This is a genomic window from Anaerovibrio lipolyticus (assembly GCF_021531495.1).
In the GTDB taxonomy this organism is placed as follows: domain Bacteria; phylum Bacillota; class Negativicutes; order Selenomonadales; family Selenomonadaceae; genus Anaerovibrio.
On the sequence record NZ_JADYTY010000005.1, the window covers coordinates 44,842 to 64,978 of the forward strand.

The window sequence follows — 20,137 nt, forward strand, 5'->3', positions numbered from 1 at the left end:
AGTGCTTTTTTGTTATTTATTTGATTCAAAGTCATCACGAGTGATGGTGTAGTAACGCAGAACCCGCAGAATATCCTCGTCTGATGTCAGGGACTCTATATTACTGAAGTCATTGGCACCTATGATTTCCTCTAATTGCTGTTTCTTTGCTGATGATATATTAGATACTCTTCTAAATTCTTCCCACCATTCAGGTTCCAAACCATTCTCCTTATAGTAGAAACGATAGATTATCATAGCCTCTGGCATATACATCCGTTCCCAAAAACCTTCATCATCCTTGCCGAATGCTTCATCAAAGAAGGATTTTCCTCTGCCTATCTTTCCTTTTGTGGAATTCAATATAGCTTGAACAGAGCGGATAAACTTTCTGTTCCAATGCTTTCCCAGATAAGTTCTGTCCCTGAAATACTTAGGGTCTTGAATGGGGTGGTACTTCATGGGGAATGAGTATATGCTAATCCCCAATTCATCACAAAGGTCTACATTCTTCTTCATCCTGTAATACAACTCGATGGGTTTATCCTTAAAGTTATATAAAAGATAGTTCGACAAATGGGTAATTCCATGTTCAGCAGCCAGCCTCACCGATTTCTCATAGACGTCCCGCAGTTTCCAATGGTCGAAAGCTATACGAAGAGGGCGAACTGGTATCTCTGCCAGTTTCTTTATATTCTCCTCATTGATGAGCCGCGAGTCAATGCCTTGATTGAAGTCTACATATCTTGCCTTGGGCTTGTTCTTGTATATCTTTTCGAATTTAGGGGCAAAGAAATCATCAACTGCCAATATGTTTTCAACCGTCATGGTGTGAATATCATCGAGGTCATTATCGCTCAAGACATCTATGATTTCTTTTTTGTCATCAATATCGGCGGTTTTCTTTAACAGCAAGTCATATTGCTTTCGCAGACTCTTGATATAAGCGGGGATATTATAGCCATCACGAATATTTTTTATCGCTACCGCATAATAATCAGGGGCAATATAATTATTTTCTTTGGTGAATCCCGATTCCTTTATCTCTTCGATGATATTATCGAAGTCGGCTGAAGCCAGCACATTGTTATCCAGCAACAACAAATTCCTTTTCTCGCCGAATCTTTCTCTGGTATCCTCGATTTTATCCTTGATGGAAATATGAGTCTGATATGTTGGCTCTAATTTAGGAACTACACAAAAAGCACATTTATTAACGCAACCTCTGGTCATATAGCCATAATAGCCATCATGCTCTGGATACTTGTAGTCGATTTCCTCCAGTATGGAGTAGTCGAGCGGCAGCTTGTCGATGATAATATCGTTGTCATCCAGCTCACCGCCTTTGTCCAGCAAACCAACGATAGGCTTTATCCCCGTTTCCTGTTCCATCTCATGTGGCATTACCGACGCAGATATGCCGCCTACAAAAACTTGGTCTGGGTCTTTACAGAATTGCTTATAATAATTTATGGCGTCTACGGTTTTAGCCCAATAGAAGGTAAAGAGCGTTGTAACGCATACTCTGTCCCATTGCGGGTTTTTCAAATACATCTTGTTATGATAATACCTGCGATATGATTCTAAGGTCTTCTTTACCAAAGGCGTGTATGATAAATCATATAAAGTTTCTAGTAATTCTCGACTCCCTTTCCTTAGGTATAAGGCTATGTCATCCCAATGAGCGTTCCAATTAACTGTCCTGTCATTGTTATAAAGCGTTGATATGGTCAGTTTCATTGTCTCGTTGACAGCAAAATCAACGTCATTCCCTTTATAAAAAGTAACCTCGTCACCCAATCTGCGGTGGTATGTTGCCAGCTTCATCAAGCTCATAGGGGGATATTTGTTTTTGTAGTTAGGTTCAATCAGTAATACTTTACGAGACATTATTCTTTTTCAGTTCCTCCTGAATTCTTTGTATCAAAGAATCGGCTTCATCAAAAATCATATTTTTGTGGATAACATCATATATCTTGGAAACTAATTTCCGTTCGCTTTTGTTCAAATTGCTGAGTTCATCCACCAGAAGTTTCGGCTTCTTTTTTGTTTTGTCGAGTGGTTTATGCTCTACTTTTGGCTTTTCCTTATCCTTCTTGGAATCTGGCTCTTCAATAATAGGAACGTCCTTCTCCAGCCGTTCTTTCACTTTTTCTAAGTCTATTTTGCGTTCATCTGTAACTGTTTTTACCAGTTTGGAAAGAGCGGATACGTCCGACTGCTTGGACTTGTTCTCTATGCGGACAATATCCTTGATTGCCTTTTCCGCTTTCTCTTTTGCATTTACCAATTCTTTTTTTAATTTGGTTTCTTCGGTAGATGAAGAGAATCCCTTTTTCTTTTTCTCATTGACCTTTTTCTGTAGCTCACTGTATTTTTCCAGCTTATCATAACCGCTGTTAATTGTACTGCCATCTTTATATAGCCCGTCCAAATTATCAGCAATGTACTTTCGTAAAGCATATTCAAGGTCTTTGACCTCATTGCTCTCGTTGAAGTAGTCCCTTCGAGCATTAGGGCGGAGGTTTTTATTGGCTATTGTATGGACTTCACCTATAAAATAGCCATTGCCACGAGGCTCCTTGAAAAACTTGGGACTTTCCGATAATGTTTCCCTGTTGCCGATGAGGATATTGAACTGGCGTAGTCTCAGCCCCCGCATTGGATTGCCGACTGCATTTATTTGGGCCTTGAATGAAGAAATGGCATACCATATCCATGCGATAGGCTGACCATTATCATCTCTGATAATGTCCGCATGAATACCATTCAGGGTGTCAACCTGAGTTTTATGCCCATTATTCACTTTGTAGATGTGATTGGTATAATTCTTTCTGATTTCTATTAAATCGCCGTCATCATGTCTGATAAATACCTTGTATGTGTTTATAGGGGGGATTTCGTCTGCATGTTCTTTTACGAATCGTTCAATGTCTGGTCTGAACCAGAATGGTTCAGTATAATCGACAGGTGCAACCTCGGATATGTATTGGCTCACATCGTCCTCGTCGAGCAGCCTGTCATTTTCAGCATTGATTCCCAGCATTTCTACCCTAAAGAAATGCTTATCCTTGTCGCAAGGCGTTTCTTCATAGCTAATAATCTTATCCAAAACCTGTTCCGCAGTATCATGGTTTGAAGAATCTCCTATGATAGCCCTAAGTCTTGTCGCGTCCCAAATCATCGTTGTCTGTGTAGGTTCGCCATAATAGGAGGTGACAAATCGCAGCTCTTTGCAGTAGCCAATGCCACCCAAGCGTCCAATCCCTCGGAATCCCTTGGACTCTCCTTGGATTTTCTCGGAATCAGCCACATTAGCTAGACGTTTCTCAATTTCGTTGGCAGGGATACCATTCGCATTATCTTCGATGAAGATGTTCCTATGCTTCTTATCTAATTGGATAACAATATGCAAATCTTCGTCTGGGAAAGACTGGTTGTTTGTTGCAATATCAATCTGGTCAGAAGAGTTCTGTATATATTCCCGATATACAATGCGGGAATCGTCATACATGGCCTGAGTCAAATTCTCAAGCACATTTTTTCCTATCTTTGCCATGCTCACACATCCTGTTACTTAAATTGTCTATAAATCGGTAAGGGGAACTTTATATGCAGCAACGAGTTGAAGCTGAAGCTCTGCACTATATATTCGCCTGGTTTAAGCCTTGTCATCATGCTCTGATAAACCTTGGGAATATATTTATAGTTCGTCTTCGATACTTCGATGGCATTGGTGCGTCCATAAGCAAATGCGGCACAGTTGCCTGTTACCCTTGTATGGATAGCACTCATAAACTGTTCTGCTCCGAACAGAACCACACCCAAGGAGCGACCACGCTCAGCTATATCCAAAATTTGACGGATAATCGGGGAGTTCTTAGGGGTCTCCGTAGAAGCGTACTTATTCAACTCGTCTATGAAGATAATGATTCTAGACGGGGGCTTACGTCCATCTTCAAAAACATCTGTTTTTTCTCCCAACTGGTAGTCCATTATCTCCCGAACCGTGTTACCGAAAACAAAAGCCTGCATATTGGAGTCGAGCTTTGCCATGTCTACGACATATACATCGTTCGCCTTGATTTTCTGGATTTTGTCAGCTATACGAACCTCGTTATCGTCTTCGTGTACAGCACCAAACAAGCAGTTATGGGAGATGGACTTCTTTATCATGCGGGCAAACTTACGCCAGCTCATCACAGGAATCTCCTTGTCTTTGCTGACGTTGCCAGCCTTTCCCATCTCCTCAATAACCGCAATGAAGCGGTTCCATTCCGTGATGCTGCCGAATTTCCCCTGACCACTGACAATGTAGTTGATGATGGCGTCCATCGTCTGATTCGGGTCATCAATATTGGCGAACATCAAATCAAGATTCTGTTTGTCCTTCTCGAAGTCGAATTTGTACTCAAAGGCTTTATTCTTCGATTTCTGCTTGCTGAACAGGTCTTTATCCACATGGCTGTTCTTGGTTTTGTTATTGGAAGCGGGGTACAGGTAGGTCACGTTCTGGAATGGTTTGGTGGTCAGCCCCAAGTCCTCATACTCCTTCAAGACAGCTTTCCTTTTGTCGTCCTTGTTCTCGAAATCATTCATCTCGTCTATAGCCAGCAAATCCTTGCCTTTGACATTGAAGACGACAAAGGCAACGCCATCATCGTATTCATTTTCGGCTTGTTCTTCGGCCTGCTTTATATACTTGTCCTGTATGGACTTCAACAGGAACATAGCATAAGAAGTCTTGGCTGCCAAGCCAGAAATACCCGAAATATTAAGATGTGCTCCCTCTGGGCCAATCAGGAAATCGGAATTGATATTTACAGGCATGGTTATCTTTTCCCCAGCGTCCTCGTACATTTCAAGGAAACCGCAGCATACGGGGTTCTTTATATTATCCAGTCCCAGTGCCTTTTCTACTTCCTCTCTGGAGGCCAGATATACCTTGGTGTTGCTCAATACTGGAGAATCAATATGCTTTGTATTTCCTACAACCTTTGCTTTCACGCAGTTCATGCCAATCCTGAAGGTAGTATCTTCTATTTCAGCGTCCCCGAAATCGTTGGAGATAAAGCTGGACAGGAAACTCGCAGAATCCGTAATATGGGATATTTCTTCGACAACACCAAAGGTGGTACTATTGTTCAAGTGGTCTACCTTGACCACATCAAAGGGATGCAGTATCATCTCTGGTTGCGTCCAAAAATAGAAAGTATCAATAGTCGTAGGAACTTTCTCTGTCGCTATGACTTTTCCGATTGATTCTGGCATTTCCAACACTCCTTAAAACAGGCTTAAAAATAAGCCGTTGCTCATATATTTGCTCTTAGCATAGGTTTCTGTTACATATATGGGGTATAAGTGGTTTGCCCATCGACTGTCATTTCCATAGCATACAGGATTGGCTTCCTTCAGCAAGAAAGCTGACAGCATATCAATCAGGTCGGTGCTCACCCCATGCTTGACCTCATTCTCCTGTATGAGTTTTTCGATTTTGATAATCCCATCAAAAACATTGTGCGTGTATTTACTGTCCCTTATTCGCAAGTACCATACACAAAACGAGACGCCTTCACCCGAAATCTTTGATTCATAGCAATATGCTGGAGTACGCTCATTTTTCCGTAATCCAGCTATTATGCTTGAATTAGTGCCGCCACCCTTTACATAGCACTTGGTCGGGTTGAATGATTTCGAGACGCCTATTACATATTGGTAATAATGCTTCATCTTAGCTTCGGACAGGTTCATGCTGTGATTTTCAACAGCCTTATATTCCAGAGAGCCATCCTTTATGAGATATGCTCCTGCTTTGACCTTGTTCGCTTTGACCAGACTGATAACGGCGTTCTTTTCCTGCTCTATCATGTAATCTTGGATTTTTGCGATACCCTTGCTCTCATACTTGGCGTCCAAGTCGAGATTATAGGGGATTATATCGTCTATGGATAAATTTTCGTTTTTGAATTTCTTTCGTGCTACGACCAATTTTTCGCTTTTGTTTATTTTGTCCCTCAGCTTGAGAGCGTCATCAATCTTATCGAATTCAGATGGCAATGCACTATTAGGGACGGACATAACCAGTTTGCGGTCAAAGAACTCCTGCTGCATCTTCTTTCCGTCACGACGGCAGCAACTAATTCCCACCTGTCCAGCCAGTATGGGATATACATTCTTCCCCAAAGACATATCATCGACTTTGTAGGTATGTCTCGACCCGTCCAGAAAATATTTGAACCATGATTCCTGACCTGCCAATTTCTGTTTGGTGGCAGTCAGGTCTCTGGGCTTAGTGAAATGTTCAGTTTCCCCGTACTCTTTCCAGTTCACCTCTTGGTCGGCGTCATACTCTATGACGGAGTTGTTTGCCGTATCATAGCAGAATTTATGTGACTGATACCTTTTACCGTGTAATTTCTTGGTAGCTTGCTCAAGCGTATCCATTATGCCATCCATAAAGGCACCCTCCTTTGACTTCTGAGAAATCGCGATACTCTGACTTTCATGGCCTTACTCAGGCAGGCTCGGAATCCTGACCAATGACCACATTCAGTACCGCCTTCTTCAGCCTGATGCCCAGCCCCTCTGCACAGAGAGCAGGGCGATGACATCATGGTTCGAGTGGTATTCTCCATATTCCGTCATATAGTTTCTCCATTACTTAAAACAAACTCTCTTCGGAATGTTGTCCCCGTGACCTTAGCAATACGCTCCATGTCAACAACCGAGAAGGACTCTCTCTGCATTTTCCCGTTGAAATTCTGTGGTGATGTCCCGAGACGCCGTGCCAGCTCAGATACGCTTATGTTGTTCCTGACGCACAGAATCTTTATCTGTTCGGAGATTGTCATAATGGTACTCCTTTTAATCCTAAATATTTATGTTTCAATTATAAACTCTGGGATTTATAGTGTCAATCACGCCTTCATCAAGTCGCTGTGCCTAAATGGCTTTTGCTTTCCTCGTTGAATGTCCTCTGCATACATACAACAAAAAAGCCCCCTCCAAAAATGAAGAGGGGACTAATTTGACGATTTGGGCTTAACTTAATAACATTGAGGCAATCCCCGCTGTTTTTTTATTGCCCTTATTTGCAAAGCTGCATTTTGCGCTGGGTAAAGGTAACAGGCTGCAGTTTAGCAGTCTCTGCCAGCTCCAAGGCTATTTGGAAATTCATGCCGATATTCTGAGCTGTATGAGCATCAGAGCCAAGAGATACATACCGTCCTCCCAGAGCATAATAACGCTGATAGATAGGCAGCAGCTTCTCCGCTGCCTCCTTGTCCCCCAGACGGCGGGTATTCAATTCCATAATCGTATCAGTTTCCAAGGCTGTTCTCAGCACAGCATCCACTTCCTCATGGAATTGACCATAGATGATATTCTTGTCCTCATAAGGAGCATAACGGCAGATATACTGAACCTCCCACGACTAAAGTCGCGGGGTTCCCAGCCAAGAATCCATTAGGATTCAGATACACTGGGCTATCCCCGTAGTTCCTACGGTTCTTGTATATGTTATAATCCAACTATTCGGAGTCCTTCATTTAGAATATTTATAGCTGCATTTACATCCCTATCATGGACAGTTCCGCATTGCGGACAAGCCCATTTTCGCACTGACAAATCCTTGGTTTCAGAATGTTTATGACCACAACAGTTACAAATTTGGCTTGATGGAAAGAACTTGTCTATTTTGACAATCTTCCTCCCATACCATTCTGCCTTGTAGCTAAGCATCCTGACAAACTCAGACCATGAAACATCCGAAATCGCCTGTGCCAGCTTATGGTTCTTGACCATATTCTTGACCTGCAAATCTTCAAGGCATATCATATCATTGTTTCTTATCAGCTCTGTAGACAGCTTCTGCAAAAAATCCCTTCTCTGATTGGTAATCTTTGCATACAATCTTGCTACCTTGATTCTAGCCTTGTTCCTGTTTGAGCTGCCCTTTGTTTTTCGGGACAGGCTCTTTTGCAAAAACTTTAACCGTTTCAAGTATTTAGCCAAATATTTAGGATTTGCATACTTCGTGCCGTCAGAGGCTATGGCAAACTCCTTCAGTCCTAGGTCTATGCCGACATTGTGATTTACTGTCTCTAAGGCTACCATGGGGACATCAGTACAACAGATGGAAACATAATATTTGCCATCTGGCTCTCGCGAAACTGTCGCATTGAGAATCCTGCCTTCAAGGTGCGTTCGCTTGTCCTTTATCTTGACCTTGCCCAGCTTGGGAAGCTGAATCTTCTTCACCAAGAACTTGATATTTCCATTCGTGTAGCTTGTGCGATAGGACTTGTGCCTATCGTGCTTGCTCTTAAACTTTGGAAAGCCAGCTTCGGGGCGAGCAAAAAAATTCTTGTACGCTACATCCAAATCCTTTAAGGACTTTTGCAAGGCATCCTTGTCAGGTTCTTTTAGCCATGTAAGTTCCTGCTTTAGGACTGTAAGCTCCTTGGAGCATTGATTGTATGACATACTGGATTTATCCTGCTTGTACAGCTCAATCCTCTTAGCAAGAAAATAATTATAGATGTATCTAGTGCAACCAAAGGTCTTTTGCAATAAAACCTGTTGAGTCTTATTCGGATATATTCTAAATTTAAATGCCTTTTCCATGTCAATCACTTCTTTTCTGTCCTTGAATGCAACACAGACTCTATGTCTATAATTATAGCACATACAATCGGTAGATTCAATTTCAATCCGTGATTTTCATGGATTTGGCAATAACATATGTAAGAATCATAGGATTCTATTTTAGTCGTATTTGGGAGATTGTCGTTCACCGAAAGCCGCTACCCTCTCGGCAGTTCTCTTATGAACTTCTTGCATTTTCACGCAAGCACAGACTATATCTTGTCCGTCAGCCTTGCCTGTTACGGTCTACCCACTTCCCGCCACTTGGCGGTACTTCCCTCAGGAGGAATAGTCGTTGAGCTTTCTCCTATTCGGAGCTTAGTTGCTGATTGTCCATTCTTTAGCACTTAGGCTTTAACCTTATGCCATATAGCAGATTTTTTCCGCTTTCGCCACATTCACGTCTAGGCTTGTTTCATCCTTGCGTTGTAGTTCTGCTATCTTTAGGAGTTTCCAGCAGTTCGAGTAGTATTGGATAGATTTTGAGCATCTATCTCTACGCACATATTTCTATATGCGCTGACTAGCTTGGTCGCCTAACTCACGACTAAAGTCACGAGTATGCGGCTCCCATTTAATCAATGTGCCCCAGCACATCAACATAGGAATGTCTTGCCAGCTCCCGAGCCATTACCCGCAAATAGATTCCATAGGCCTCTTCCTTGGATTTGCCCTGATAAAAATCCTCATAATACAAATCCATTAAATCAATGATATGTATGGAGCCTATGACCAAATCAAAGGGAGCCTGAGCCACAAATTCCTGATTGGCCTTCAAGCAGGTATCAGTAATACCTACCTCTACTCCTAGCTGCAGATTCCCGCCCCGCTGACTGCCATACTGCTGCCAATATTCACTAGGCCCAAATCTGAAATCCATATCCTTATAGTTTTTGGTATTAACATAGTCATAATCAAAATGCTCTGTCAGAGTCAGACCTATCCCTAACTTCTCCCTGGCTTCTATGGCCTCCTGCAAGGTCATCTGGGAATCAGAAGAAAACTCTGTATGGGCATGATTGTCGAAGATCATTGCTCCCCAGCCTCCTCCAGATACTGCTTCAAAGCCTTGGCCAGCTGATCCGGACAGGAGGTAGCCTTGGCACCACAGCGAATCCCCTCCAGCCTGCTCACAATCTCCTGCAGCTCCATGCCCTCAGTCAGCTTGCCGATACCCTGCAAATTGCCGTTACAGCCACCTAGCACTCTAAGATTGTGCAGCTTGCCATCTTCTACCTCAAATTTCATCAAACGGGCACACACACCCTGAGGTGCATACTCCACCTTTGCCATGTGAATCTCTCCTTTTAACGAATTATCTACCAAATTTATCTGCATCTGCCAAAGCCCTTATTTCTGGACAAAGGCATCTGCCAAAATCCCAAATTCCTCCAAGGAGAAGGTTTCTCCTCGACGACCGCTGTCCAAACCACATTTGTCAAAAGCCGCCTTAATATCCTCTTGCTGAAAGCCTGCTCCCTTCAAGGCATTGGCTATAGTTTTCCGCCGCTGGCCAAAGGCCGCCTTAACCACTCGGAAGAACATTTTCTCACTCTTTACCTCCACCGCTGGCTTCTCCCGCACATCACAGACAATAACCACGGAATCCACCTCTGGGGCTGGTATAAAGGAACGAGGCGGCACATCAAAGGCAATATGAGGCCTGGTATAATACTGTACTGCCACAGACAGAGCACCATAAATCTTGCTGCCTGGCTGGGCAATCATTCTCAAGGCCACTTCCTTTTGCACCATAGTAACCAGAATGGAAATTGGCAAATGCTGTTCCAGCAAAGCCATCAAAATCGGAGTGGTAATATAGTAAGGCAGATTGGCTGCCACCTTAAAGGGTTTGTTCCCCATCAGCTCAGGAATATTCACTTTGAGAATATCTCCCGGCACAATGGTAACATTATCATAGCCTTCCAGCGTGTGGGCCAACACTGCTGGCAGCTTCTTGTCCAGCTCCACTGCAGTTACCTTGGCGCCAGATTCTGCCAGTCCCTGAGTCAAAGTACCAATACCTGGCCCAATCTCCAAGATATTATCCTCCGGCCCTGCCCCGGCTGCATCCACAATTCCCTGAACAATACCTGCATCCACCAGGAAATTCTGTCCCAGCTTCTTGGCCGCTCTCAGGTTAAAGGCCTTCATAATATGCCTGGTAACCTGGGGATTGGCGATTACCGGATGGGTGGTTTTTATAGTATCTGTCATATATCTCTACTCCTTTATTTCTCCAGCTCTGCCACAGCCTGCTGAAACTCCTGACGAGTAATACCGTAGTGATTCAACCGCTGCAAAAAGGTCTTTGCGTTGGCATAGCCAATTCCCAGCACAGCTCCCAGCTTGGCCCGTTTCTCGCTGGCTGCTGGGGAACCGCTAATCCCTGCCCTGAGCAAATCCGCTCCAGTAAAATTGTTGGTTGGCTCCCAATCCATAGTTCTTACCTTGGCCAAGGCAGTGCGAATGGCCTCGGGGGAAGCCTGCTCAATTCCTATATCATTATTGGCTGTAGCATCTTCCTTGGGAATAAAGGCGTGCTTGGCCTCCGGAAATCTCTTGGTTAGAAAACGACGAATCCTCTCTCCTGCTGAATCTGGATCTGTCATAATGATAATGCCCCGCTTCTGGTAGGCCTTGGCAATGGAATCCAATGCCTGAGGTTTGAGATTAAACCCCTCTGTAATAATGCAATCTGCCTCCACAGCCTTGTCTATGGCCACTACATCCATTTTTCCTTCAACAACTAAAACTTCCTTAATCATTTTCGTCCCTCAATATTTCCTTAACCGCCTGATATACATCCTCGTGAATATCCTGCACTGTTCGCAAATTTCCCTGCTGGGCACAGCTAATCTTAACCCAGCCATATTTTTCAGCCACCTCATTATAAGCCCTATGGCAATGATGGAGATAGCTGGTATCCTTCTCATGAATGTCCTTTTTTCGGCTGCTGTCCTTGGCCGCCCGGCTATTAATCAGCCTATCGCTAATCTCCGGCGGCATATCCAGATAAATAACCATATCTGGCACCGGCAGCTGCAATCTGCCAAATTCAAAATCCCACAGCCAGGTCAAAAATTCCTCCCGCTCTGCAGGATCCTTCAGCTTCACCGCCTGATGTACCATATTGGAGGTAGTATATCTATCCGCCAAAATAATCCAGCCAGATTCATAGGCCTGGCGCCACTTCAAAAGATAGGAAGCATAGCGATCCACCGCAAAAAAGCTAGATGCCCCATAGGCACTGACATTTTCTGCCTGCTGACCAAATTCTCCACCTAGATACATTCGCACCAAGGCGGAGGATTCAGATTGATAATCAGGATATTCCACCTTTAGAACCTGGTAGCCCTCAGCCAACAGCCTATCATACAAGGCCTTGGTCTGGGTAGCCTTGCCAGAGCCATCTCCTGCCTCTATGGTAATCAGCTTTCCCTTGCTCATATATATATGTTCACTCCTTGGCATATCCTTTTTACAATCTAATCAATCCTGTATGCCAGCCTTCTGACACACTCTGATAGTTTCCAGCCTGCTATCGACAGCCCCAGACAAGCGCATACCCTGGGCCTGATAAAATCGAATGTATTCCACCAAGGCCTCTGTAATCTCCTCTCCGGGACACAAAACCGGAATCCCGGGAGGATAGAAGGCAATGGTTTCCCCGCAAATACAGCCAATGGCCTTTTCCAGCGCCACAGTCCTAATAGGAGCAAAAAAAGCTTCCCTAGGATTCATACGTTGAACCGCCACAGGCATATCAGCCATATGGCAGATATTATCCGCCCCCCGGCACCCCTGCTCTTCCGCAATACCAGAATCATCTTTATTGGCTGTCTTTGTTGCCATTGTCCGCTGATGCTTAGCCGCCAGCTCCTGCAATACCTGCAGCAATCTATCTGCCTCTCTCTGGGTATCTGCCATGGAAATAATAAAAAGCAGATTCTCAGGATCTGACAGCTCGCACTGCACCTTCCACTGATGCCGCAGCAACAGCTCTGCCTCCTGACCGGAAATATCCAGCCCTGCCAGATTAACCGTTACCTTGGCCCAATCTAAAGCCACCGCCCCTACATCTGCTAAGTCCTCATCGCCAGCCACCAGCGAACCAGCTTTCTGACCTGCCCAGATTTCCTTGCCAGGACAGTACAGCCCCGGAATTTCATTGATTTTTTTTCTTAGCCACTGAGCCAGCTCCACAGCTCTATTTACCCGCTGTGCCCCTTCCTGAGCCATTTGCAAGCGAGCAATATCCAAAGAAGCCAACAGCAGTTGATTAGGGCTGGTGGATTGCAGGAGACTGGCTGCTTGCCGAATCCGCTCCGCCTCCACCCTATTACTGCCAATATGCAGCATAGAGGTCTGAGTCATGGAACCTAACAGCTTGTGGGTGCTCTGAGCCGCCACATCAGCTCCCAGCTCTATAGCCTGCTTAGGCAAGTCCTTGCCAAAGCGTAAATGAGCACCATGAGCCTCATCCACCAGCAACAGCATATTTGCTTCGTGGAGCAGCTCTCCTATCCGCTGTAAATCACAGCAAAAACCATAATAGGTAGGATATACAGCCACAAGAGCCTTGGCCTCTGGATGTTCCTTGATAGCCTGCTTAACCGTTGCCACACTTAGTCCCATGGCAATACCCAAGCGGGTATCTATCTCTGGCTGAATGTATATGGGCACTGCCCCAGCCAGAATAATGCCCCCCATAATGGAACGATGGACATTCCTAGGCACCAGCACCGTATCTCCCGGCGACAGAGTACCCACCAACATCGCCTGAATAGCTCCAGTGGTGCCATTAATTACAAAAAGGCTTTCCCTAGCGCCCCACAGCTCTGCTGCCAGCTCCTGAGCCTCCTTGATACAGCCTGCTGGCTCATGTAAATCATCCAGCTCCTCCATAAGAGAAACCTCCTGCCGCAGGCCTGCCTCTGTAATCAGTCTCTTTAACAGAGGATGGGCCCCCAGGCCCTGCTTATGACCGGGGGTATGAAAAGCAAGGGCACCGTCCCCTGCATATGCTTCCATTGCCTTAGAAATCGGTGCCGTAAACTGTCTATTATTCTTTTTCATTAGCTCGCCACCGGACAAGGCAGCTTAATATGTACCTTGGTGCCTTCTCCCGGCTTGGAAATAACATTTAAGGAGGCTCCTATGAGCTTGACTCTTTCCTCCATGCCCAAAAGGCCAAAATGACCATCCCCATCGCCCCGTTTTCTAGCATATTCCATTTGCTCCACATCAAAGCCCTTGCCTGCATCCTCTACCAGAATAGACAGACATCCTCTGGTAAACAAAAGCCTTAGATTGCACTCCTCCACCTCTGCGTGGCGTTGCACATTACCCAGTGCCTCCTGAATGATTCTAAAGAGAGTAACCTCCACGTGCTTCTCCAGCACACACTCCTTACCCTTGACACTGAAATCCACCTGCAGACCTTTACGCTCTGCCAGCTTGCCCACAAGCTGCCGCAGGGCTGCCACCAGTCCCAAATCATCCAAGGACATAGGCCGCATATCAAAAATAATCTGCCGTACATCTGCCAGACAGTGACGAATCTGCCGTCTCAGCTCCTGCAGGCCCTTCTTGGCCTCCTCTGGGTGAGTATCCACCAAGCGTTCACAAATAGAAGCCTGATAAACCAAGGTAGCCATTTCCTGGGCTGGGCCATCATGTATCTCTCTGGAGACTCGGAGACGCTCATCCTCCTGAGCCTTGATAATCTGTACCCCTAGGAATTTGTTCTTGGAAGCCACATCCATCTGGGCTACCACATTGCTAATCTGAGAGGTAAGATACCCAACTACTGTACCCAGCTTGGTAGCCAAACGCTCTGCCATCATCAAGGTCTGCTCCATGCCCCGCAGTCTCAGCTCCAGACGATCCCGCTGACGGCGGGACTGAAACTCCTTCTCCTTGGCCAGAGCCAGCCTTACCTGTACATCCTTAACAGCCTCATAGCTCTCCCGAATCTTGTCCTCGGAATAATTAGCAAAATTACTGCTAACCTGTACCAAACGCTGTTTCTCCTGTTGCTCACAGTGCACCAGCATATCCACCTCATCCTGCAGCTTGCGAGTTTCCGCCTTCAGCTCCTTCAGCATTACAGTGGAAGCTTCCACATCACTTTTGGTATTTTCGTATATTTCGTAAATCTGCCCCTTGCTGTTTTCCATAGCCTCCACAGTATTTTGGAAGGCATCTCTAAGCATTTTTTCTCCCTGCTTATCCATATCTATGTCATTTGAAAGTGCCATGCCCTATTCTCCCGCATAAAAAAATTACCCAATCCATTTTATTGTACATTATCAAAAGAAATTAAGCAAAATATTTTTTCCACAAAAAACAGGCCCCCATGAGAGAGCCTGTAGATTATTCAGCGGGCCATAGCAGAGATATTTTCTGCTACCCCTATATTATCCTCATAAACAATGGTTTTGGCTGGCTGGAAGCCATTAAAGCCGGTGGCTGCCGAGGAGCTGTAGGCTCCCATTTCCGGACTAAGCACCAAAGAACCTACCTGCAAGACAGGAGCAGGATAATCCCTGGCCACCACATCAATGGAATCACAACTAGGCCCTACAAAAACCGAAGGTACCTTGACACCATGCTGGAAAAATTCCAGCTTGTAGGTCCAATGGTCAAAAACCAATCCATTGTAGCTGCCATACATACCATCATCCAACACATACCAAGGCTGGCCATTCCGCTCCTTGGTGCCGATTACCCTTGTGACCAGATTCACCGCTGTACCACACATATAACGGCCTGGCTCTGACCAGATTTCCACCTCTGGAAACAGCCTGTCCAGATGACGGCGAATCTCCTCCGTCATGGCATCCAAATCCGGCTCTGGCTGTCCAGCCTCCGGAATAGGCAGACCACCGCCAATATCCAGCACAGTCAGCTTCATGCCCTGCTGCTCCGCCTCATCAAAGAGCCTCCGACACAAGGTCAAAGCCCTGCCATAGGCTTCAGATTTCAAGGACTGACTGCCAACATGGAAGCAAATACCTGCTGGCACCAAGCCAGCCTCCTTGGCCTTATGCAAAAGAGACAATGCCTTGTCAGGCACCACCCCAAATTTTTCGTTCAGATTAATCACCGCAGAATCATTCTCCACCTGTACCCGCACCAATACCTGGGCACCAGGAGCAGCTGCTGCCATTTTTTCTATTTCGCTTTCATCATCGAAGGTAAATCTATCCACCCCCAGCTTAGCCGCCTCAGCAATATCCCAGGCCGGTTTCACAGGGTTAGCATAAATCATTCTACTGCCTGGCACTCCCAAAGAGGCCAGCAGCCTTATTTCCCCAATAGATGCCACATCAAAATTCGACCCAAGGGCAGCCATGCGCTGCAAAATCGCCGGTTCTGAATTGGCCTTAATAGCGTAAAATACCTTGACACGAGGTAACTTCTCACAGAGATAGCGATAATTTTTTTCTACCCTATCCAGAGACACCACCATAAATGGGGTTGGATATCTGTCTGCCAGATATTCCATTTCTTCTTCAGTTAAACGAAAGCTTTTCATAACAACTCCTATTCTTCTCATAAGGTTCCTTGCGGCTTCCTTATGCAGTGTACAAATGCGGTGTGCTATACGTCCTCAATGTACACTGTCTTTGCATCTTTGTATTTTTTAGCACACCTATGACTTGCATTATAGACTTATCCAACTATAAATGCAATAAAAAATTTGCATTTATAGAGATTTCAAAGTACAATTTATAGATAGATAAACACAGCATAATGCTGACGCATAAAAGGAGAAGTTAGATGAGCATTTTTGACAGATTTTTACCCAAAAAGAAACAGCCTGAGGTAAAAAATACCATTCCTCAGGAAAAGACCAATATTAAAAAGACCTTCGGTGTATATTGCCACAAGCATCACAACACCAGCGGCGATAAGCTTTGTCCAAAATGTACTGCCCTTCTGGCCACCGTTATGACCAAGATTAACCGCTGCCCATATGGTATTACCAAGCCAATCTGCGACCGTTGCGAGATTATGTGCTTCGGCTCTAAGCAGAACAAGGAATTTATGACCATTATGTCCAGTTCCAGCAAGGGGATGCTGCTGAGACACCCTATGATGAGCCTTAAGCACAAAATGGCCAGCTTTAGTGTGGACTACGCCAAGCGGGAGCAGGAAAAGCGAGCTTCCGAAAAGGCTGCTGCCAAGAAGAAAAATGCTGAGGAAAAGGCAAAAGCCAAGGATGAAAGCAAAAAGAAATAATTACACCAAAATAGGGGCTGTCGCATTGCGACAGCCCCTTTAGTATATCTCAAATTATCTCTTGTAGGTTTCGTCCAGAACCACGAAGTAAGACTTAGGATGAGCACATACAGGGCACTCCTCTGGAGCCTCCTTGCCAGTGCATACATAGCCACAGTTGGAGCACTGCCAGATAACAGTGTCATCAGCCTTGAAAACCTTCTCAGCCTCTACATTGGCCAACAGAATCTTGTAACGCTCCTCATGTTCCTTCTCAATAGCAGCCACAGCCTCAAAGAGCTGAGCAATCTTGTCAAAACCTTCCTCCCGGGCAGTCTTGGCAAACTCAGGATACATGGAGGTCCACTCCTCGTTCTCACCGCTAGCAGCAGCCTTCAGATTTTCCTCAGTGGAGCCTACACCATCATTAATCAGCTTGTACCAAATTTTGGCATGCTCCTTCTCGTTCTTGGAAGTCTCCAAAAAGAGATTCTGAATCTGCACATAGCCGTCCTTCTTAGCCTGAGAAGCAAAATACTGATACTTAGTATGAGCCTGAGACTCACCAGCAAAAGCAGCCTTCAGATTTTCTAATGTCTTTGAATCCTTCAATTCCATAATATTACCTCCTCGACCTAAATACACAATGGATAATAATTATCCTTTGCTAATAGTTTATCATTTAATGGCAAAAAGTCAAGAAAATATTTTAATTTACATATTTTTTACTGGTATAGGTCCTCTGGACAGAGCAATAGCTCCAGTTCTGGCAATCTCAATAATCTGGAACTCAGCCAGCATTTCACAGATTGCATCTATCTTGCTACGGGAGCCTGTAAGCTCGATAACCACATTTTCAGGGCTGACATCTACAATATTGCCCCGGAAAATATCTACAATATTGCGAATATCTGACAGGGTTTCCTTTTGAGCCTTAACCTTCAACAGTACCAGCTCACGCACAATGGAATCAACCTCGCCCAGATTGACAATCTTGATAACATCTATCAGCTTGCCCAGCTGGCTTACCACCTGCTCCAGCTCCCGATTATCCTCTACGGAAACCTCAATATTGATTCTGGTAACATCCCGCTCCTCTGTATAACCGGCGGAAATACTCTCAATATTAAAGGCACGACGGCTGATAAGTCCGGATACATGGGTCAGAACACCTGGCTTGTTGTCTACAAGGACTGCTAAAATGTATTTTTTCATTCCTTTTCTCCTCCCAGTACCATATCACTGATGCAAGCCCCTGGTGCCACCATTGGCAATACATCCTCATTGGCAGGCAGCATTACATCAATCAGCATAGGCCCCTCGGCAGCCAAGGCTGCTCTCAGACCTGGCAGCAGCTCCTCTGGCTTGCTGATACGGCAGGCCTTCATACCCATAGCCTCAGCCAGCTTGACAAAATCAGTCTTGCCCCCCAGCAAGGTCTGGGAATAGCGCTTGCCATAGAACATTCTCTGCCACTGAGTAACCATACCCAGCACTCTATTGTGCAGCAAAACAATTTTTACATCAATATCATTGTCAGCAGCAGTGGACATTTCCTGACAGTTCATCATAATACTGCCATCACCAGTAAAGAGAACCACCTTTTTGTCAGGCCGGCCCAGCTTTGCCCCCAGAGCCGCTGGCAGGCCGTAGCCCATAGTGCCCAAGCCTCCAGAGGTCAGGAACTGACGAGGCTTACGGCTGTTAAAGAACTGTGCCGCCCACATCTGATGCTGACCAACATCTGTAACCACAATGGTATTATCATCCACCAGTTGGCTAACTGTCTCAATCAGCTCCTGTGGCATTATATATTCACTATGCTTTTGATAAGCAAATGGATACTGATCATTCATTTCAATAACATAATTACGCCAGATATTGAAACGAGCCGTATAATTCTCCCCAGAGCTTTGCAGCAAATGGGCAAAAATCGGCATGGACCAGCGCAAATCTCCCACTACTGGATAATCTGCTACCACATTTTTGTTAATTTCCGCTCTATCCACATCAAAATGAACCACCTTGGCCTTAGGAGCAAAGGCTGCTACCTTACCAATAACCCGGTCATCGAAACGGACACCTACACCAATCAGCAGATCACATTCCTGAACAGCCATATTAGCTGCATAGGAACCATGCATACCCACCATGCCCAAAAATCCATCCTGGGTAGAAGGCACACAGCCCAAGCCCATAAGAGAGCTGACTACAGGAATATGGGTATGGTCTACAATCTGACGAAACAGCTCTGTCTGATTGGACAGATTCACACCGCCGCCGATAAAGAACAAAGGACGCTTGGCCTTGCCCAGAGCTTCCACCACAGCGGACACCTGAGCCTCATCTCCGGTGAAATCTCCGCTATAGCCTGGCAGATGTACTTTTTCTGGATATTCATAATCCAGCTCTGCAGTGAATACATCCTTGGCAATATCAATAACTACAGGACCTGGCCGACCAGTGCTGGCAATGAAGAAGGCTTCCTTGATAACCCTTGGCAGCTCCTGCACCTTTTTTACTAAGTAATTATGCTTGGTAATAGGGGTGGTAATGCCTACAATATCTGCTTCCTGAAAGGAGTCCTTGCCAATGTATGGATTGCCTACCTGACCAGTAAAGCATACCATTGGAATAGAATCCATATTGGCTGTAGCAATACCTGTAATCAAATTGGTAGCACCAGGGCCAGAGGTAGCAAAGCAGACTCCTACCTTGCCAGTGGCTCTGGCATAACCGTCTGCTCCGTGCACAGCACCCTGCTCGTGGCGGGTAAGGATATGAGGATACTTTGCCTTGTACAGAGCATCATAAAGATCCAGAACCGCTCCTCCCGGATAACCAAATATTACTTCTACATTTTCCCGTCTCAGGCTTTCCAGTACAGCCTGTGCTCCATTCATTAACAAGAAAATCTCTCCCCTTTCCAAAGCGCGCCCACCACCAACAAAGGTTGAAAGCATCGGATATTTCGTTCTATTATACTCCAATATAATATAGTATTTCAATACGAACTTTACAAATTTACAACAAAAAAACCGCTCAGAACCCCAAACTCAGCGGTTATTTTTTTAAAACACTAACCGACTAGCGAGGAGGACAAGCCGCCTGCTGGTGGTTTTAGAAAAATAAAATCCTGTTCTTGAAATTATATATAAATCGTGCTATTATATAAGTGTTGTTGGTTTTCACAATTTGCGGGCGTAGTTCATTGGTAGAACGTCAGCTTCCCAAGCTAAAGAGGGGGGTTCGATTCCCCTCGCCCGCTCCATAGAGCATTAAA

Annotated in this window: 19 protein-coding genes and 1 tRNA gene; 2 read left to right on the plus strand and 18 right to left on the minus strand. The window is 45.1% G+C overall.

Translation table 11 applies throughout. The features are described 5' to 3' along the window. Window positions 1-12: 12 nt before the first annotated feature. The 15 genes from I6E26_RS03470 to I6E26_RS03535 all read right to left on the minus strand — a co-directional run bounded on the left by I6E26_RS03470 (window position 13) and on the right by I6E26_RS03535 (window position 16,168). On the minus strand, window positions 13-1,869 hold the full coding sequence (locus I6E26_RS03470) for a hypothetical protein (RefSeq protein WP_235320447.1): 1,857 nt from the start codon (window positions 1,867-1,869) through the stop codon (window positions 13-15). After that, window positions 1,859-3,538: an ATP-binding protein gene (locus tag I6E26_RS03475; protein WP_235320448.1), complete on the minus strand. Its 1,680-nt coding sequence runs from the start codon at window positions 3,536-3,538 to the stop codon at window positions 1,859-1,861. The genes I6E26_RS03470 and I6E26_RS03475 overlap by 11 nt, the downstream gene beginning before the upstream one ends. Before the next feature lie 14 nt (window positions 3,539-3,552). Beyond that, the gene (locus tag I6E26_RS03480; RefSeq protein WP_235320449.1) at window positions 3,553-5,166 is read right to left on the minus strand and encodes an ATP-binding protein; all 1,614 of its coding nucleotides are present in this window, start codon (window positions 5,164-5,166) and stop codon (window positions 3,553-3,555) included. A gap of 96 nt (window positions 5,167-5,262) precedes the next feature. Continuing rightward, a complete protein-coding gene (locus tag I6E26_RS03485) occupies window positions 5,263-6,435 on the minus strand; it encodes a hypothetical protein (RefSeq protein ID WP_235320450.1) in 1,173 nt (390 codons plus the stop codon). A 185-nt stretch (window positions 6,436-6,620) separates the two neighbouring features. Next, window positions 6,621-6,830: a helix-turn-helix domain-containing protein gene (locus I6E26_RS11305; RefSeq protein WP_328227958.1), complete on the minus strand. Its 210-nt coding sequence runs from the start codon at window positions 6,828-6,830 to the stop codon at window positions 6,621-6,623. Window positions 6,831-7,066: 236 nt separating this feature from the next. Next, the gene (locus I6E26_RS03490) at window positions 7,067-7,324 is read right to left on the minus strand and encodes a hypothetical protein (protein ID WP_235320451.1); all 258 of its coding nucleotides are present in this window, start codon (window positions 7,322-7,324) and stop codon (window positions 7,067-7,069) included. Window positions 7,325-7,497: 173 nt separating this feature from the next. Then, window positions 7,498-8,667: an IS200/IS605 family element RNA-guided endonuclease TnpB gene (gene tnpB, locus I6E26_RS03495; protein WP_235320452.1), complete on the minus strand. Its 1,170-nt coding sequence runs from the start codon at window positions 8,665-8,667 to the stop codon at window positions 7,498-7,500. A 532-nt stretch (window positions 8,668-9,199) separates the two neighbouring features. Next, window positions 9,200-9,658, minus strand: coding sequence for a PHP domain-containing protein (locus I6E26_RS03500; protein WP_235320453.1), 459 nt, complete (start codon window positions 9,656-9,658; stop codon window positions 9,200-9,202). Then, entirely contained in the window at window positions 9,655-9,918 is a 264-nt protein-coding gene (locus tag I6E26_RS03505; RefSeq protein WP_235320454.1) for a TIGR03905 family TSCPD domain-containing protein, read from the minus strand. Before I6E26_RS03505 ends, I6E26_RS03500 begins: the two co-directional genes overlap by 4 nt. Before the next feature lie 57 nt (window positions 9,919-9,975). Beyond that, the gene (gene rsmA / locus I6E26_RS03510; RefSeq protein ID WP_235320455.1) at window positions 9,976-10,842 is read right to left on the minus strand and encodes a 16S rRNA (adenine(1518)-N(6)/adenine(1519)-N(6))-dimethyltransferase RsmA; all 867 of its coding nucleotides are present in this window, start codon (window positions 10,840-10,842) and stop codon (window positions 9,976-9,978) included. 14 nt (window positions 10,843-10,856) lie between these two features. Next, the gene (gene rnmV, locus I6E26_RS03515) at window positions 10,857-11,393 is read right to left on the minus strand and encodes a ribonuclease M5 (protein ID WP_235320456.1); all 537 of its coding nucleotides are present in this window, start codon (window positions 11,391-11,393) and stop codon (window positions 10,857-10,859) included. Continuing rightward, window positions 11,386-12,075: a dTMP kinase gene (locus I6E26_RS03520; RefSeq protein ID WP_235320457.1), complete on the minus strand. Its 690-nt coding sequence runs from the start codon at window positions 12,073-12,075 to the stop codon at window positions 11,386-11,388. Before I6E26_RS03520 ends, rnmV begins: the two co-directional genes overlap by 8 nt. Before the next feature lie 42 nt (window positions 12,076-12,117). Continuing rightward, the gene (locus I6E26_RS03525; RefSeq protein WP_235320458.1) at window positions 12,118-13,704 is read right to left on the minus strand and encodes an aminotransferase class I/II-fold pyridoxal phosphate-dependent enzyme; all 1,587 of its coding nucleotides are present in this window, start codon (window positions 13,702-13,704) and stop codon (window positions 12,118-12,120) included. Beyond that, window positions 13,704-14,888 (minus strand): sensor histidine kinase, encoded by a 1,185-nt coding sequence (locus I6E26_RS03530; RefSeq protein WP_235320459.1) that lies wholly within the window; start codon window positions 14,886-14,888, stop codon window positions 13,704-13,706. The genes I6E26_RS03525 and I6E26_RS03530 overlap by 1 nt, the downstream gene beginning before the upstream one ends. Window positions 14,889-15,007: 119 nt before the next feature. After that, on the minus strand, window positions 15,008-16,168 hold the full coding sequence (locus I6E26_RS03535) for a type III PLP-dependent enzyme (RefSeq protein ID WP_235320460.1): 1,161 nt from the start codon (window positions 16,166-16,168) through the stop codon (window positions 15,008-15,010). A gap of 245 nt (window positions 16,169-16,413) precedes the next feature. Between I6E26_RS03535 and I6E26_RS03540 the strand changes: the two genes are divergently transcribed. Next, on the plus strand, window positions 16,414-16,875 hold the full coding sequence (locus tag I6E26_RS03540; RefSeq protein WP_235320461.1) for a nitrous oxide-stimulated promoter family protein: 462 nt from the start codon (window positions 16,414-16,416) through the stop codon (window positions 16,873-16,875). Between the two features lie 54 nt (window positions 16,876-16,929). On the opposite strand, the gene rbr is transcribed toward I6E26_RS03540, so the two are convergent. The 3 genes from rbr to ilvB form a co-directional block, all read right to left on the minus strand. Continuing rightward, complete coding sequence (gene rbr / locus I6E26_RS03545) at window positions 16,930-17,472, minus strand: rubrerythrin (protein WP_268824780.1); 543 nt, start codon at window positions 17,470-17,472, stop codon at window positions 16,930-16,932. A gap of 96 nt (window positions 17,473-17,568) precedes the next feature. Further along, a complete protein-coding gene (gene ilvN / locus I6E26_RS03550) occupies window positions 17,569-18,069 on the minus strand; it encodes an acetolactate synthase small subunit (RefSeq protein WP_235320462.1) in 501 nt (166 codons plus the stop codon). Further along, window positions 18,066-19,757 (minus strand): biosynthetic-type acetolactate synthase large subunit, encoded by a 1,692-nt coding sequence (ilvB, locus tag I6E26_RS03555; protein ID WP_235320487.1) that lies wholly within the window; start codon window positions 19,755-19,757, stop codon window positions 18,066-18,068. Before ilvB ends, ilvN begins: the two co-directional genes overlap by 4 nt. A 294-nt stretch (window positions 19,758-20,051) precedes the next feature. Here ilvB and I6E26_RS03560 point away from each other — a divergent pair. Beyond that, window positions 20,052-20,125: transfer RNA gene (locus I6E26_RS03560), tRNA-Gly, on the plus strand. Window positions 20,126-20,137: the final 12 nt, after the last annotated feature.

Coding starts and splice junctions, on each gene's coding strand:
- I6E26_RS03470 (WP_235320447.1), bottom strand. CDS start 1,869: ATGTCTCGTAAAGTATTACTGATTGAACCTAACTACAAAAACAAATAT.
- I6E26_RS03475 (WP_235320448.1), bottom strand. CDS start 3,538: ATGGCAAAGATAGGAAAAAATGTGCTTGAGAATTTGACTCAGGCCATG.
- I6E26_RS03480 (WP_235320449.1), bottom strand. CDS start 5,166: ATGATACTGCATCCCTTTGATGTGGTCAAGGTAGACCACTTGAACAAT.
- I6E26_RS03485 (WP_235320450.1), bottom strand. CDS start 6,435: ATGGATGGCATAATGGATACGCTTGAGCAAGCTACCAAGAAATTACAC.
- I6E26_RS11305 (WP_328227958.1), bottom strand. CDS start 6,830: ATGACAATCTCCGAACAGATAAAGATTCTGTGCGTCAGGAACAACATA.
- tnpB (WP_235320452.1), bottom strand. CDS start 8,667: ATGTGCTATAATTATAGACATAGAGTCTGTGTTGCATTCAAGGACAGA.
- I6E26_RS03500 (WP_235320453.1), bottom strand. CDS start 9,658: ATGATCTTCGACAATCATGCCCATACAGAGTTTTCTTCTGATTCCCAG.
- I6E26_RS03505 (WP_235320454.1), bottom strand. CDS start 9,918: ATGGCAAAGGTGGAGTATGCACCTCAGGGTGTGTGTGCCCGTTTGATG.
- rsmA (WP_235320455.1), bottom strand. CDS start 10,842: ATGACAGATACTATAAAAACCACCCATCCGGTAATCGCCAATCCCCAG.
- rnmV (WP_235320456.1), bottom strand. CDS start 11,393: ATGATTAAGGAAGTTTTAGTTGTTGAAGGAAAAATGGATGTAGTGGCC.
- I6E26_RS03520 (WP_235320457.1), bottom strand. CDS start 12,075: ATGAGCAAGGGAAAGCTGATTACCATAGAGGCAGGAGATGGCTCTGGC.
- I6E26_RS03525 (WP_235320458.1), bottom strand. CDS start 13,704: ATGAAAAAGAATAATAGACAGTTTACGGCACCGATTTCTAAGGCAATG.
- I6E26_RS03530 (WP_235320459.1), bottom strand. CDS start 14,888: ATGGCACTTTCAAATGACATAGATATGGATAAGCAGGGAGAAAAAATG.
- I6E26_RS03535 (WP_235320460.1), bottom strand. CDS start 16,168: ATGAAAAGCTTTCGTTTAACTGAAGAAGAAATGGAATATCTGGCAGAC.
- I6E26_RS03540 (WP_235320461.1), top strand. CDS start 16,414: ATGAGCATTTTTGACAGATTTTTACCCAAAAAGAAACAGCCTGAGGTA.
- rbr (WP_268824780.1), bottom strand. CDS start 17,472: ATGGAATTGAAGGATTCAAAGACATTAGAAAATCTGAAGGCTGCTTTT.
- ilvN (WP_235320462.1), bottom strand. CDS start 18,069: ATGAAAAAATACATTTTAGCAGTCCTTGTAGACAACAAGCCAGGTGTT.
- ilvB (WP_235320487.1), bottom strand. CDS start 19,757: ATGAATGGAGCACAGGCTGTACTGGAAAGCCTGAGACGGGAAAATGTA.